13 protein-coding genes, 1 tRNA gene and 1 pseudogene are annotated in these 12,725 nt (G+C 62.9%); 9 read left to right on the forward strand and 6 right to left on the reverse strand.

Translation table 11 applies throughout. The features are described 5' to 3' along the window. Positions 1-12: 12 nt before the first annotated feature. On the forward strand, positions 13-741 hold the full coding sequence (locus ACFQJB_RS09535) for a type I 3-dehydroquinate dehydratase (RefSeq protein WP_379726624.1): 729 nt from the start codon (positions 13-15) through the stop codon (positions 739-741). Between the two features lie 24 nt (positions 742-765). Then, entirely contained in the window at positions 766-1,230 is a 465-nt protein-coding gene (locus ACFQJB_RS09540; RefSeq protein WP_379726627.1) for a zinc ribbon domain-containing protein, read from the forward strand. A 39-nt stretch (positions 1,231-1,269) separates the two neighbouring features. On the opposite strand, the gene ACFQJB_RS09545 is transcribed toward ACFQJB_RS09540, so the two are convergent. The 4 genes and pseudogenes from ACFQJB_RS09545 to ACFQJB_RS09560 form a co-directional block, all read right to left on the reverse strand. Then, on the reverse strand, positions 1,270-2,466 hold the full coding sequence (locus ACFQJB_RS09545) for a cation:proton antiporter (protein WP_379728018.1): 1,197 nt from the start codon (positions 2,464-2,466) through the stop codon (positions 1,270-1,272). A gap of 84 nt (positions 2,467-2,550) precedes the next feature. Continuing rightward, positions 2,551-3,036 carry a cation:proton antiporter regulatory subunit gene (locus ACFQJB_RS09550; RefSeq protein WP_379726630.1) on the reverse strand — a complete coding sequence of 162 codons (486 nt, stop codon included), beginning with the start codon at positions 3,034-3,036 and terminating at the stop codon, positions 2,551-2,553. 73 nt (positions 3,037-3,109) lie between these two features. Then, a pseudogene (locus ACFQJB_RS09555) lies at positions 3,110-4,277 on the reverse strand (3-dehydroquinate synthase II). A gap of 224 nt (positions 4,278-4,501) precedes the next feature. Further along, a tRNA-Lys gene (locus ACFQJB_RS09560) sits at positions 4,502-4,575 on the reverse strand. Between the two features lie 57 nt (positions 4,576-4,632). Here ACFQJB_RS09560 and ACFQJB_RS09565 point away from each other — a divergent pair. Further along, positions 4,633-6,177, forward strand: coding sequence for a DHH family phosphoesterase (locus tag ACFQJB_RS09565; protein WP_379726633.1), 1,545 nt, complete (start codon positions 4,633-4,635; stop codon positions 6,175-6,177). On the opposite strand, the gene ACFQJB_RS09570 is transcribed toward ACFQJB_RS09565, so the two are convergent. Next, positions 6,174-6,464 carry a PRC-barrel domain-containing protein gene (locus tag ACFQJB_RS09570; protein ID WP_120103374.1) on the reverse strand — a complete coding sequence of 97 codons (291 nt, stop codon included), beginning with the start codon at positions 6,462-6,464 and terminating at the stop codon, positions 6,174-6,176. The genes ACFQJB_RS09565 and ACFQJB_RS09570 overlap by 4 nt on opposite strands. Before the next feature lie 114 nt (positions 6,465-6,578). Continuing rightward, positions 6,579-7,382, reverse strand: coding sequence for a helix-turn-helix transcriptional regulator (locus ACFQJB_RS09575; protein ID WP_379726636.1), 804 nt, complete (start codon positions 7,380-7,382; stop codon positions 6,579-6,581). A gap of 354 nt (positions 7,383-7,736) precedes the next feature. Here ACFQJB_RS09575 and ACFQJB_RS09580 point away from each other — a divergent pair, with 354 nt between their 5' ends. The 6 genes from ACFQJB_RS09580 to ACFQJB_RS09605 all read left to right on the forward strand — a co-directional run bounded on the left by ACFQJB_RS09580 (position 7,737) and on the right by ACFQJB_RS09605 (position 12,716). Further along, a complete protein-coding gene (locus ACFQJB_RS09580) occupies positions 7,737-8,339 on the forward strand; it encodes an FAD-dependent oxidoreductase (protein WP_379726639.1) in 603 nt (200 codons plus the stop codon). A gap of 78 nt (positions 8,340-8,417) precedes the next feature. Continuing rightward, positions 8,418-9,905 (forward strand): 4-alpha-glucanotransferase, encoded by a 1,488-nt coding sequence (gene malQ / locus ACFQJB_RS09585; protein WP_379726642.1) that lies wholly within the window; start codon positions 8,418-8,420, stop codon positions 9,903-9,905. 57 nt (positions 9,906-9,962) lie between these two features. Further along, positions 9,963-10,877: a DNA-3-methyladenine glycosylase family protein gene (locus ACFQJB_RS09590; protein WP_379726646.1), complete on the forward strand. Its 915-nt coding sequence runs from the start codon at positions 9,963-9,965 to the stop codon at positions 10,875-10,877. A gap of 74 nt (positions 10,878-10,951) precedes the next feature. Further along, on the forward strand, positions 10,952-11,356 hold the full coding sequence (locus ACFQJB_RS09595; RefSeq protein WP_379726649.1) for a DUF555 domain-containing protein: 405 nt from the start codon (positions 10,952-10,954) through the stop codon (positions 11,354-11,356). A 95-nt stretch (positions 11,357-11,451) separates the two neighbouring features. After that, positions 11,452-11,742 (forward strand): hypothetical protein, encoded by a 291-nt coding sequence (locus tag ACFQJB_RS09600; RefSeq protein ID WP_379726652.1) that lies wholly within the window; start codon positions 11,452-11,454, stop codon positions 11,740-11,742. A gap of 59 nt (positions 11,743-11,801) precedes the next feature. Continuing rightward, positions 11,802-12,716, forward strand: a complete 915-nt coding sequence (locus ACFQJB_RS09605) for a DUF6293 family protein (protein ID WP_379726655.1) — start codon at positions 11,802-11,804, stop codon at positions 12,714-12,716. Positions 12,717-12,725 lie beyond the last annotated feature (9 nt).

Raw genomic sequence — 12,725 nt, forward strand, 5'->3', positions numbered from 1 at the left:
GCATCCACCTGTATGCCCGATTTTGCGCTCAGTTTTGACGAGTTTGTCCTCGCCGCCTCAACCGACACGCTCACCGACGAGCCGGCGGCCCGCGAACACGCCGACGCTGTTGAGTTCCGACTTGATCTCGCTGACGACCCACTCGAACAGCTGAGCGCCTACGACGGCGAGCTCCCCATTATCGCCACTAACCGCGCCGCGTGGGAAGCCGGCGGCGCGAGCGATGAGACCGAGCGACTTCACACCTTAGAGACGGCGCTCGAAGACGATGCCGTCGCCGCAATCGACCTCGAATGCCGCGCCCTCGACGGGGGTGTGGCTGCGGCCGACACCGAGACCGCCCAGCAGGTACGAACGAGTGCCCGTGAGGCGGGAGTGGCCGTGATCGCTTCGATCCATGACTTTGAGGCGACACCGCCACGCGAGGAACTAACCGCGCTGTTGGATCGCGCAGCCGACGCCGGCACAGTCGGCAAACTCGCTACGACCGCCCACGACCGCGGGGACGCGCTTGCATTACTGTCCGTAACCCACGAGGCAACGGCAGCCGGCAAGACGGTGGCGACAATGGGGATGGGCGCGGCCGGCCAACACACCCGCGCGGTCGCCCCGATCTACGGCTCGGCGATCGGCTACGCGCCGGTCGAGGCCGCCGAGGCGACCGCGCCGGGGCAGTACCCACTTGCGACGCTCCGGGAGTTAGTCGACGGGCTGGCGACGCCGACGAACAACGATGTTTAACACGGGCATGGTCTAATCCGGGGTATGGACAGCGCACGACGACGGGTGTTGGTGACCGCCCTTCTCGCCCTCGCCGGCGCGATGATCGGGGTGCCGGGGGTCGGTCACGCGTATCTTCGTCGCTGGAAACGCTCGCTGCTGTGGCTGACGGTGACGCTTGGGGCGGGAATCTTGCTACTCAGCTACTACGTGCCGGATCCCTCGACGCTCGATCCCTTTGATTTCGACGCCATCCCGATGGAGGTGCGGCTCACCATCTTCGTCATCACGGCCGTCAGCGTCTTTGATGCGACGCTGTTGGCGTATCTTGATGGCCGGTCGACAGCCGGGATCGGCGACGACGAACCAAGCGAGGATGGAACACGCTCGTGTCCGCACTGCGGTAAGCCGACCGATGCGGATCTCGATTTCTGCACATGGTGTACCGAGCCGCTTACCAACACCGACGGAGTCGACGACACATCGACCGAGACCGATCAGCCGAAGTGAGCTACTGAGCAGGTGGGCGATACAGCCCGTTGCGTCAGATTACGTGGTTTGCGGCTCTGTTCCATCAAGCCGACCAGCGAGCCGCTCGAAGGGAGCCGAATATCGCATCAGCGTCGTCCCCACAACAGCCATGACCAACACGTAGCCGACGGCAAACGCGCTGATCCGGTCGGCGACCGGCTGCGGGAGCGTTCCGTTGGCAGCCCCAGACACCGCCAGCGTGGCGATAATCAGCGAGAACTCCCCGCGAGTCGTCATCGCGAGTGCGACCCGCGTCGAGCGCCGAGTGTCGAGACCAAAGGTTTGCCCGCCGAGAAACCCGCTGAGGAGTTTCGTCGGCGTGGAGACGATGACCGCGGCTGCAATTGCCCCGGCGACGCCAGCGACCGCAAGTGGATCGGTGACAAGGCCGATCCAAAAGAAGAAGACAGCGGCGAAGACATCGCGGAGCGGTTCAAGCAGCTCCTCGATGTGAGTGACATGTGTCGTCGAGGAGACGGCCATCCCAACGAAGAAAGCCGCGACCGCCTCGCTGACACCGAGCGAGAGGGCGATCCCAGCGACGGCAACGGTTAATCCGACCGTCCGTAACACGACGGATTCGTTGGTGTCGCCATCGAGGAGTCGCTCCAAGACAGGGGTTCCAAACTGGACGCCGACGAACAGCAGGGCGATGAAGCCGAGCCCGATACCGACAGCGGTCGCCGCCGCACGGATGTCGCCACCGCCAAGGACAACCGCGGTCGTCACCGCGAGATACACCGCGATCAACAGATCCTCATACACCAGCGTGCCGAGTACCGGCTCGGCCTCGTCGTTTGCGATCCAGCCCAGATCCAACAGCGATTTCGTGATGATGGCTGATGAGGAGATGTAGACGATCCCGGCGACCAGTATGGCCGGGAGCACCGACCCAAACAGCAGCCAGCCGAAGGCGAAGCCGACCGGGAAGTTGATGAGCGCGTCTATCGTCCCCGCGGTGCTGATCTGTCGCCGCCGCGCAAGCAGGCGATCGAGGTTGAACTCCAAGCCAAGGAAAAAGAGGAGAAAGACGATCCCAAGTTCCGCGCCGATCGCGATGAACTCGGTTTCGGCGATGTAGAGATCGCCGCCAGCGAGCGGGAGGCGACCGAAGACGTACTCGCTGGCAGCCATCCCAACGAGGATATAGAAGGGGATGACTGACTGGCCAAGCCGGTCGGCTCCCCAGCCGACAGTGGCGATCGCCGCGAACATGACACCGACTTCGAGCAGGTTAGCCACACAGATCCACTCCTCGTCGGGAAAGGGTGTTCGCAACCGGCTGTAGTCTCATCGCAATCATGCCTCACCGGCAAGGAGGGCCTCGAAGGCCGCACACTGCTCGTCGGTGCCGGTGACGACGAGGGTATCGCCCTCCTGCAGCGTCGTCTCCGGGCCGGGGCTTTCGACGGTCGCGCCGTCGCGCTCGATGGCGACAACGGTGGCACCGGTCGTCGCACCGATATCGGCCGCTCGGATCGTGGTCGCCGCAAGCGGGGAGCCGGGCGGCACCTCATACCACTCCAACAGCAGCCCACCAGGCAGCGTCGTTTCCTGTTTTTCGGCCTCGATGGGCTGGAAGTACGCGCCTTCGAGGATCGTCCCGATGGTGCGGGCGAGGTCATCGGAGAGCTCAAACAGTTTCTCCGAATCCGCATCCGGATCGGGCCGCCGAAACACCTCCCGTTTTCCCGTGTTGTGAGTGACGATAACCAGATCGCCGTCGCCGATGTCGACGACGTGTTTCTTCCCCACGCCGGGGAGGTCGCTTTCTTCGATAGTCATACGCCTACAGGCAGTCGGCAGCGTCTAAAAACCGATGGTCGGTGTCGAGAGGCGAATCGACACCGGCTTGGGCTTATTTTTCGATAATGCTCTCTTCGACGGCTTCGCCGAAGTGCCGGGCGACATCCTCGTAGTACAGCAGCATCTCGTCGCCGGCTTCGAGATCGGTGACGGCCTTTCGGCCTTCGCTGGTGGCGACCTTGATCGTCTCGGCGTTTTGGAGCAGCGTCTCGATGCGGTCGCCGTCGATCTCCAACTCCACCCGAAACATCGGCCGTTTTTCGATTTTGACGCGGCCAACGATGGCTTCCCGGGTGTTGCCGTCGGTGTCGACGACCTGCACCTCGTCGCCGCTTTTCAGCTCTGAGAGGTATTTTGTGCCGCCATCGGGCGTTCGCACATAGGCGTGTACCGCACCGGCGTTGACGCGGAACGGCCGGGAGGCGACATAGGGCGATTCGGCGGTTTCGGCGTGGACGAAGAACAGCCCACGGGACATCGAGCCGATGAGCATCCCTTCATCGTGATCCATCAGGCTCCCGGTGTCGATACAGACCCGGTCGGCCATCCCGGCGCGTTCGACATCGAGAACCTCGCCGTACGTGAGATCGAGCGTTTCACGCTCGGCAGCATCACGGACATCGACCGTGTTGCGGATCTCGTCGGGGTTGTCGGTGTCGAGCAGGACGCCATCCGCGCCGAGTTCCAGCGTCTCGAAGGCGGTTTGGGCCTCCTCAGCGGTGGTGACGCCGGCCAGGAGGTCGGTTTCCTCGCCGATACGGGCGATCAGGTTTTCCAGCGGAATGATCGTCCAGTCCTCGCCGATGACGGCGGTGTAGTCGGCGTCTTCGGCGGCGGCCTCGGCGAAGGCCTCGTAGTTTTCATCGAAGATACGAACGTACGCGCCCTGGGGGCCATCGCTGCCGCGGCGGAGCGTCGAGAGGTCGGCGGAGCCGGCGAAATCCGAGGAGATCGACCGTCCCGTCGCCCTCGCCGTCTTTGCCGACAAAGTAGGCGTCGGCGGCCGCGCCCTCGGCGGCTGGTTCAGCCTCATCGACCATGTCAGCATCCGAGCGGAAGGCGGCGACGTTGATATCGCCGAGTTCGCGGACGCGGTCGACATCGTCCTCGTCGACGAGTACCCAGTCGACGCCGGCCTCGATGGCGGTCGTGATCCGTTGTTTGCGCGTCTCCCAGTCGCCGACATCATCGTCGGCTTTGATCCAGACGGTGCGTGTCATTACCGGGCTGTCAGTCCGCGTCGGCTTGAACATGGCGGAAGCGCGCGGTTGGCAACATGGTGATGGCTCTATTTACGGTGATTCCATCAACTCCAAATCAATCGGTAAGAAAGCGGGCTGGACGCGATTTGAACACTCACTCGCTTCGCTCACGCTGTTCGCTCCGCTCGCTGCGTTCAAATCGGTAGCCGCTTCGCTCCTCACGATAATGTTCGGCGCAGAAGCGGGCTGGACGCGATTTGAACACGCGACCGACGGATTAAGAGTCCGTCGCTCTGCCAAACTGAGCTACCAGCCCTCGGCGTAGGCTACCGGACACCGCCTAAAAGGGGTTTCCTTTCGACCCGCCTGATCGGTGGCGCTATCGCCACCGACCACCACCGGGCGCGGGGCGGCTGCTGTCGAAACGGACGCTGTTAAGTGCGTACCGCAGCGAGTATCGACAACAATGAGCCCTGGTGTGACCGGCTCCTCACGGTCGACCTACGCGATCCTTGGCTGTGGCAGCGTTGGCCACGCCGTCGCCGAGGATCTCGCCGAGGCGGACAACGACGTGCTCATCCTCGATAAGGACGCCGACCGGGTTGAGGCCCTGCGCGATCAGGATCTCAACGCGACGGTACAGGACATCAGCGAGCCCTCGGTCGCCGAGGCGGTCGCCGACCGCGACATCCTGCTGGTGTTGGCCTCCGATATCGAGGCCAACAAGGCGGCGGTCGCGGCGATCCGAGAGGCCGGCGGCGATCAGTACATCGTCGTTCGAGCCTCCGATCCCGTCAGCCAAGACGAGCTCAGCGAGCTTGGGGCGGATGTCGTTGTCAACCCCTCGGAGGTGATCGCCGACTCCGCGCTGCGCAGCCTCGAATCCGGCGAACTCCAGTATAAGGCCCGCCAACTCGCCGATATCCTCGAATCGACTGAGGGCCGGCTGGCGATTCTCACACAGGACAGCCCTGATCCCGATTCGATCGCCAGTGCGACCGCGCTGCAGGCGATCGCCGCCGAGTTCGGCGTCGAGGCCGACATCCGCTATGAGGGCGATATCGGCCACCAGGAGAACCGTGCGTTCGTCAACCTGCTTGGGATCGAACTGCTGGCCAGCGACGACGAGCCCGCAATCGAGGAGTACGACCGAATCGCCCTCGTCGATAACGTCCAGTCCGGCAGCGACGACCCGGCCTTCGAGATCGATATTCTCATCGACCACTACGAACCCGACGAGGAGGTCGACGCCCCCTTCGTCGACGTGCGGACAAACCTCTCCTCGACGTCGACGATCCTCACCAAATATCTCCAGGAGTTCGATCTCGGCCCCAGCGAGACGGTTGCTACCGCCCTGCTGTATGGGATTCGGGCGGAAACACTGGATTTCAAGCGAGATACGACACCCGCGGATCTGACCGCCGCCGCCTACCTCCATCCGTTCGCCAACCACGACACCCTCGAACAGGTCGAGTCACCGTCGATGTCGCCGGAGACGCTGGATGTGCTGGCCGAGGCGATCCAGAGCCGCGAGGTGCAGGGCAGTCATCTGTTTTCGACAGCCGGCTTCATCCGTGATCGGGATGCCTTAGAGCAGGCCGCGCAATATCTGTTGGATCTGGAAGGGATCACCACCAGCGCGGTCTTTGGGATCGTCGACGAGAAGATCATCGTCGCCGCCCGCTCGAAGGATATCCGGATCGATATCGGCAGCGTCCTTGAGGGCGCCTTCGAAAACAGCGGCGATATTATCGGCCACTCCACCCAGGGCAGCGTCGAGGTGCCGCTAGGGATCTTCACCGGCATCGAGGCCAGCGAGGACAACCGCGAGACGCTGCTGGAGTTGACCGAGGAAGCCGTCAGAAAGAAGCTCTTTGCGGCGCTGGGCGTCGAAGGCAGCGATACAAACGGGTCTTAGGCGACGGCTTCGTCGGTCTCGTCGGTCTCTTGGAGACGTTCGATCGTGCTGTTGACGAGGACAACGTCGCCGACGGCTCGCACCCACCGATAGGGGATCAACACACCCTTGCCGGGGCCGACGGTGTCGGCAAACAGTTCGTCGTTGAGTTCGCCGACCGCCAGACTCGTGACCGATTCGGCATCCAAGTTCAGCTGTACGTCCTCGATCTCGCCGACAAACACACCATTGTTCGAGTAAACCTCGCGGCCGACGAGCGTCGTGATCTCCTGGGGAGTCCCGTCCATGCACCTACCGTTGGGGGCACCGATAATAAGATTTCGTGGTCGACAGACAGGTGTCAGACATTGGTGCGTTGATCACACCAGTACCAACCCACTACCACCGACCGGGAGCAACGCTTACCGCAGCATCGACTCCTCGCCGTCAAGTTCGGCCAGCGGGAGGGGCGTCGACTCTCCGCGCCAGTGATCGAGGCGACTGTTGGCCCACGAGACGGCGTCGTCGCCGCTGTTGCGGATCAGCGCGCGGCCGCCACTGTCGTCGATCACCAGCAAGCCGGCCGTCGATCCCATGGGGCGGTCGACGACGACAAGGCCGTGAGACGGCGTTATATCGAGCAAGCGGAGGTCGGCACCGGCCTCCTGGAGTGCAGCCAGGGAGTCGGGGTAGGTGTCGACGAGTGCCGACACGACCGAATCGGTAACGACGATCTCGACTGTCTCCGTGTTGTCGGTCGCCAACGTGCAGGCTTCGATCAGCTGTGGGAACACCGCCGGACAAAGAATGCGGATCGACTGGGCCTCACCCAGCAGCGCGCAAAGCGCGGAGATCGGCTGATGGGGCGTCGCCTGCGTGGCAGTGATGATCGTCGCATCATCAAGCATTGATCGATCGATCTGCTGGGTTGGCGGGAGTTCGGCAAAGACATCGCCCGCCGAGAGCAGTTCAGCCGTCTGGGCTTTGAACCGGTAATACTCCGAGAGTAACAGTTCGCCGAGAAGCGTTCGCCGGTAGCCCTCCGGCGATCGGGTCACGAGGCCAGCGGCTTCGAGATCACGGATGCTTCGATCGACAGTCGAGCGTGAGGGTGGTACCGCCTCAACGATATCGCGTTTCTCGCAGCCGGCGACATCGACAGCGTACAACACCGACTCCCGCTGAATAAGCGTCGACAACACATCGGATGGGTCAGTGGCAACCATTGGTGAACGTGCGGGAACCCCGTATACCGGTATAAACAACCGTGATATATTTAAACGTTCGTCACGCGGCGACGCGTTCGTGCAGACGGTGATGTAAAGCCATATCCCACTAATACAGTAGATGCCGGAGTGCCTCTGACAACCCGGCGATCCTGTCGGTCGCCCTGCCCGGACGACCGCGTTATGCTTGTCGACCCTGCCCGGATCGACAGGCTGCACCGGCCGACTTGCCCGGGTCGGCTTGGTACTGTCACGCTGGCTGCCAGTTGGCGGCCGCACGACACTTTTCAACAACCCACCAGTAACATCGATGTCGCCTGTAGTTCTTTACGGCTGGCGGTTCACTGACGTGACATGAGTCAGACTGACGCTGACGCGACTGTGAGTATCGTTGGTGGCGGCCCCGCCGGCCTGAGTGCCGCACTGTTTACCCAGAAGAACGGTCTCCAGACCCGCGTTTTCGACACCGACGGAACGTGGATGCACAAAGCCCACCTCTTCAACTATCTCGGCGTTGGCTCCCAAGACGGCACGGCGTTCATGGAGACCGCCCGCCGACAAGTCGACAGCTTCGGCGTTGAGCGACACCAAGGCGAGGAGGTCACGGACGTGACCGCGACGGACGATGGCTTCAGCCTCGAAACCGGCGACGACAGCTACGAGGCCGATTACGTCGTGTTGGCGACGGGGGCTAACCGCGATCTCGCCGAGTCGCTGGGCTGTGCCTTCGATGGCGATGTCGTCGACGTCGGCGTCGACATGGAGACCAGTGTTGCGGACGCCTACGCGACCGGCGCGATGGTACGCGCCGAGGAGTGGCAGGCAGTCATCTCAGCCGGCGACGGCGCGGCCGCCGCGCTCAACATCCTCTCGAAAGAGAAGGGCGAACACTTCCACGACTTCGACGTGCCCGCTGACGCCGACGGCGTTTTCGGCGCGATGAGCGACGAGGCATAGATCGACAGCGAGGGCTCGTCGCCACCCCGGTCGCCGAAGACCACAACGTTTGACACGGATGCCCGCGACAGTGCGGATATGGAATTCGATCGAACGAGCGGTGTTTTCCTACATCTCACCTCGCTGCCGGGGCCACACGGTATCGGCGATCTCGGCGCGGGCGCCCGGGAGTTCCTTTCGTTTCTGGAGACAGCCGAACAGACCTACTGGCAGTTCTGCCCGCTGGGGCCGACCTCGGCGGCCCATGGCAACTCGCCGTACCAGTCGTTTTCGGCCTTCGCCGGCAACCCGCTGCTGATCAGCCTTGATCGACTCGTCGACGACGGCTGGCTGACCGACGACGACCTCAAACCTGTCCCTGATTTCGACCCCCACGCCGTCGAGTACGAGCGTGTCGCCGAGTACAAACGCGAGAAGCTCAGAGCCGCCTACGAGCGGTTCGACGAGACTGCGACCGAGGACGACCGCGCGGCCCTCGCCGAGTTCCGCGACTCCGAGCCGTGGGTCGAGGACTACGCGCTGTTCCGCGCGCTCAAACAGAAATACGACGGCGTCGCGTGGATCGATTGGCCCGAGCCGATCCGCACCCGCGAAGATGACGCGCTCGACGAGGCGCGCGAAGAACTCAGCGAGGAAATCGAGTACCGCGTGCTCGTCCAATACTGGTTCGACAAACAGTGGCAGGCCTTCAAAGAAGATGCCGAGGACGCCGATATCAAACTCGTCGGCGACGTGCCGATCTACGTTGGCCTCGACAGCGCGGACGTGTGGGCCAGCCCCGAGGCGTTCCAACTCGACGACCAGAATCGGCCAACAGCGGTCGCCGGCGTCCCGCCGAACAGCGGCGACGATGGGCAAAAGTGGGGGAACCCGCTGTACGACTGGGGGACGCTCGCCGACAACGACTACGACTGGTGGGCCCGCCGGCTCGACCGCCTCTTTGGACAGGTCGATGTGACGCGACTCGATCACTTCCAAGGCTTTCTGGAATACTGGGCGATCCCAACGCACGCCGACTCCGCAGCCGAGGGCGAGTGGCGCGACGGCCCCGCCTACGACTTCTTCGAGACAATTCGAGATCGACTTGGCGAACTCCCGTTTATCGCTGAGGATCTCGGGTTCCCGGACGCCGAACTCAACGCGTTAATGGACGAGTTCGGCTTCCCCGGGATGCGCGTCCCGCAGTACGCCGACTGGTGTCAGGACGGCAACACCCACCAGCCGATGAATTACCCAAAAAATGCCGTGGGCTACACGTCGACCCACGACACCAACACGTTCCAGGGGTACTACAACGATCTCGGTGACCGCCAGCGCGAGTGTCTCCACTACAACCTCGGTGTCGACGGCGACGACATCCATTGGTCGATGATCGAGGCCGTCTGGCGATCCGATGCCGTCTTGGCGTTCACGACGATGCAGGATCTGCTTGCCCTCGATAGCCACGCCCGATTCAACACGCCCGGCACCGCCGAGGGCAACTGGACGTGGCGGGTCACCAGCGACGGGCTTGACGAGGACATCGCAAACAAGCTCGGCACGATGACGATGATCGAGCTTCGATAACGACGCTCGGCAGCGGAATCGAAACCCCGAAACCCGCTGTTTGCGACCTGGCTTGTAATGGAGACAGGCGTCATTCCGGTCGACGACCTCGCCGGGCCGTTCGATCTGCAGTCGACGGTCGAAAGCGGCCAGAGCTATCTGTGGAATCGGCTCGACGGGAAGATGTACACCACCGACGACGCCTACGGTGGGCAGGCGTGGTACGAAACGGTTGTCCCGCCGCTTGATGGCATCAGCGACGAGCAAGCTGTCGTCCGTGTCCGGCAGGTCGATGACCGAATCGAGTGGGAGTCGACGACCGACGCCGTGCCGATCCTCACCCACCTCCTGCGGCTCGACGACGACCTCACCGAAATCACCGACGACGCGCCCGACGAGCCGCTGTTCGACCGCGCCTTCGAGCAGTATCGTGGGATGCGCCTCGTCCGCGACCCACCCTTTGCCTGCCTCATTTCATTCATCTGTTCGGCCCAGATGCGGGTCAGCCGGATTCACGGCATGCAGCAGCGACTCGCCGCCGAGTACGGCGAAAGCGTCGAGTTCGACGGCCGCACGTATCAGGCGTTTCCGACGCCCGAGGCGTTGGCCGCCCGCACCGAAGCGGAGTTGCGCGACCTCAGCCTCGGCTACCGCGCGCCGTACGTCCAACGGACGGCTGAGATGGTCGCCGACGGCGAGGCCGACCCGGCTGATGCCGTCGGTCGGGAGTACGAGGCCGCCCGCGAGTATCTCACCCAGTTCGTCGGCGTCGGCGACAAGGTCGCCGACTGCGTGCTGTTGTTCTCGCTTGGCTATCTCGAAGCGATCCCGCTTGATACGTGGATCCGGACTGCTATCGAGGAATATTACCCCGGCTGTGAGCAGGGCAGCTACGCCGAAACGTCGCGGGCGATCCGCGAGCGGTTCGGCGGCGAGTACGCCGGCTACGTCCAGACCTACGTGTTCCATTACCTCCGCAACGGCGGCGAGTAAGTCGAGAGCGACGGCTTCGGGAGAGCTGTCGTTGCAGCCGAACTTTCATACTTGCCGCCGTGCTACAGACGCACATGGACTGCCGAGTCGTCGTCGACGCTGCGGTATCGGTGTACGACGTGGAAACAGTCGATGAGGCCGTCCGCATTGCGATCTCGAAGACCGGCGAGCTGCTGAACCCGGATCTCAACTACGTCGAGATTGATATGGGGTCGCCGACCGGCCCCGACGGCGAAGAGTTGCCGCCGGCCTACATTGTCGCCGACGAGGCCCTCGTCGCCCTTGAGTTGACGATGGACGTGTTCAACGTCGAACAGGAGGAACACGCAAAGCGGGTCGCCCGCACGGAGATCGGCCAACGACTCAGCGAGATCCCGCTGGAAGTGAGTGCGGTCGAAATACTCCCCGACGAAGCAGGTGACACAGACGAAGACGACAGCGAGGTCGATGACGAATCCGGGGACGGCGGAAACGAATAACGCAGCAAAGCAGGCGTTCTTTTAGCCGTGGGGTGGCGTACACGGAGCTATGGCAACGAGGCGAGGATTCAGTGCTGGCGTTCTAACAGCCGGTGTTGTCGGGATCGCCGGCTGCTCCGGGGGCTGGAGCAACAAAGACGAGAGCAAGCGGGGCTGATCAGACCCAGGAAATTGAGGTTGCCAATGGGGAAACGATCAGCGTCGAGGTCGAAAACGAGGAAGGAGCGGTGACCGTCGCACGAATCGTCGCCCCAAACGGTGAGACGGTGGTCGAATCTGATGTCACCGGCGTCGCCACCATCACCCATACAGCGACCGAACGCGGTATGTACACCGTCGAGGTCAGGCCAGCACGACGCGGGTATTATGATATTGACATCGAGTAGACGGATCCCCGAGCCCGTCGTGTGAGGAGATATTTACCTACCCCAGCGTAGTGTAGGATATGCAAACCCACATCGTCCCGGTCGGCTTCGATTACGACCGGCTCATCGCGCCGCTGATCCGCGATCAGTTCGACGTGGATCGAGCGATCCTCCTGGAGGGTGCGGTCGGCAGCGAGGCCAACGTCGAGTATTCTCGGAATCTGGCCTCTAAACTCGAAACCGACTTCCAGAGCCTGCTCGGCGCGGAAACAGACCGAATCCGCCTCGAAGACGTGTACGATTACGACGCGGCCTTCGAGGGCGCGTTCGAACTCATCAACGAGCAACTCGACGGCGGCGCGGAGGTCTGGGTCAACGTCTGCTCGATGCCCCGACCCGTCAGCTTCGCCTTCGCAACCGCGGCCCACTCGGTGATGGTCGAACGCCAAGAGGATAGAGACCGGATTCACACCTACTACACCGCCCCCGAGAAGTATCTCGAAACCGAGTTGGCCGAGGAGCTGCGGGCCGAGCGCGACCTACTCGGCGATCTGCTGGAGGCCGACGATTTCGACCGTGAGCGCGTCGAAAAGCGATTAGAGAGCACGGCCGATCTGCTGGCTGAGTTCGACGAACGCGGCAGTACCATCGGCGCAAAGGAGATCAACGGCCAGCATATCGTTGAGCTTCCGGTGGCCTCCTTTTCGAGTGTCAAACCCTTCGAGGAGCTCATCCTCTTTACGCTCGGCGAACACGGCGAGTTCGACTCCGTCAGCGAGCTCGCGGAGGCACTCGCCCGCGATCTCAACGAGGAGTACACCGATAGCTTCCGATCGAAGGTTATCTACAACGTCGACCGCCTCGGCCCCGGCGGCAAGGGCTACATTGAACAAGAAGAGGTCGGCAAATCCTACCGGACAACCCTCTCGCGGATCGGCGAGCTGTGGGTTCGCTCACACGCAGATACGACGCGGGAGTCGCCGAACCTGAACTGAGGAAGCTGC

This window comes from Halonotius sp. GCM10025705 (genome assembly GCF_042662885.1).
Taxonomy (GTDB): Archaea; Halobacteriota; Halobacteria; order Halobacteriales; family Haloferacaceae; genus Halonotius; species Halonotius aquaticus.

What these genes read in the sequence shown, in the direction of transcription:
- ACFQJB_RS09535 (WP_379726624.1), top strand. Translation starts at nt 13, where the DNA reads ATGCCCGATTTTGCGCTCAGTTTTGACGAGTTTGTCCTCGCCGCCTCA.
- ACFQJB_RS09540 (WP_379726627.1), top strand. Translation starts at nt 766, where the DNA reads ATGGACAGCGCACGACGACGGGTGTTGGTGACCGCCCTTCTCGCCCTC.
- ACFQJB_RS09545 (WP_379728018.1), bottom strand. Translation starts at nt 2,466, where the DNA reads ATGTTCGCGGCGATCGCCACTGTCGGCTGGGGAGCCGACCGGCTTGGC.
- ACFQJB_RS09550 (WP_379726630.1), bottom strand. Translation starts at nt 3,036, where the DNA reads ATGACTATCGAAGAAAGCGACCTCCCCGGCGTGGGGAAGAAACACGTC.
- ACFQJB_RS09570 (WP_120103374.1), bottom strand. Translation starts at nt 6,464, where the DNA reads ATGGACGGGACTCCCCAGGAGATCACGACGCTCGTCGGCCGCGAGGTT.
- ACFQJB_RS09575 (WP_379726636.1), bottom strand. Translation starts at nt 7,382, where the DNA reads ATGGTTGCCACTGACCCATCCGATGTGTTGTCGACGCTTATTCAGCGG.
- ACFQJB_RS09580 (WP_379726639.1), top strand. Translation starts at nt 7,737, where the DNA reads ATGAGTCAGACTGACGCTGACGCGACTGTGAGTATCGTTGGTGGCGGC.
- malQ (WP_379726642.1), top strand. Translation starts at nt 8,418, where the DNA reads ATGGAATTCGATCGAACGAGCGGTGTTTTCCTACATCTCACCTCGCTG.
- ACFQJB_RS09590 (WP_379726646.1), top strand. Translation starts at nt 9,963, where the DNA reads ATGGAGACAGGCGTCATTCCGGTCGACGACCTCGCCGGGCCGTTCGAT.
- ACFQJB_RS09595 (WP_379726649.1), top strand. Translation starts at nt 10,952, where the DNA reads ATGGACTGCCGAGTCGTCGTCGACGCTGCGGTATCGGTGTACGACGTG.
- ACFQJB_RS09605 (WP_379726655.1), top strand. Translation starts at nt 11,802, where the DNA reads ATGCAAACCCACATCGTCCCGGTCGGCTTCGATTACGACCGGCTCATC.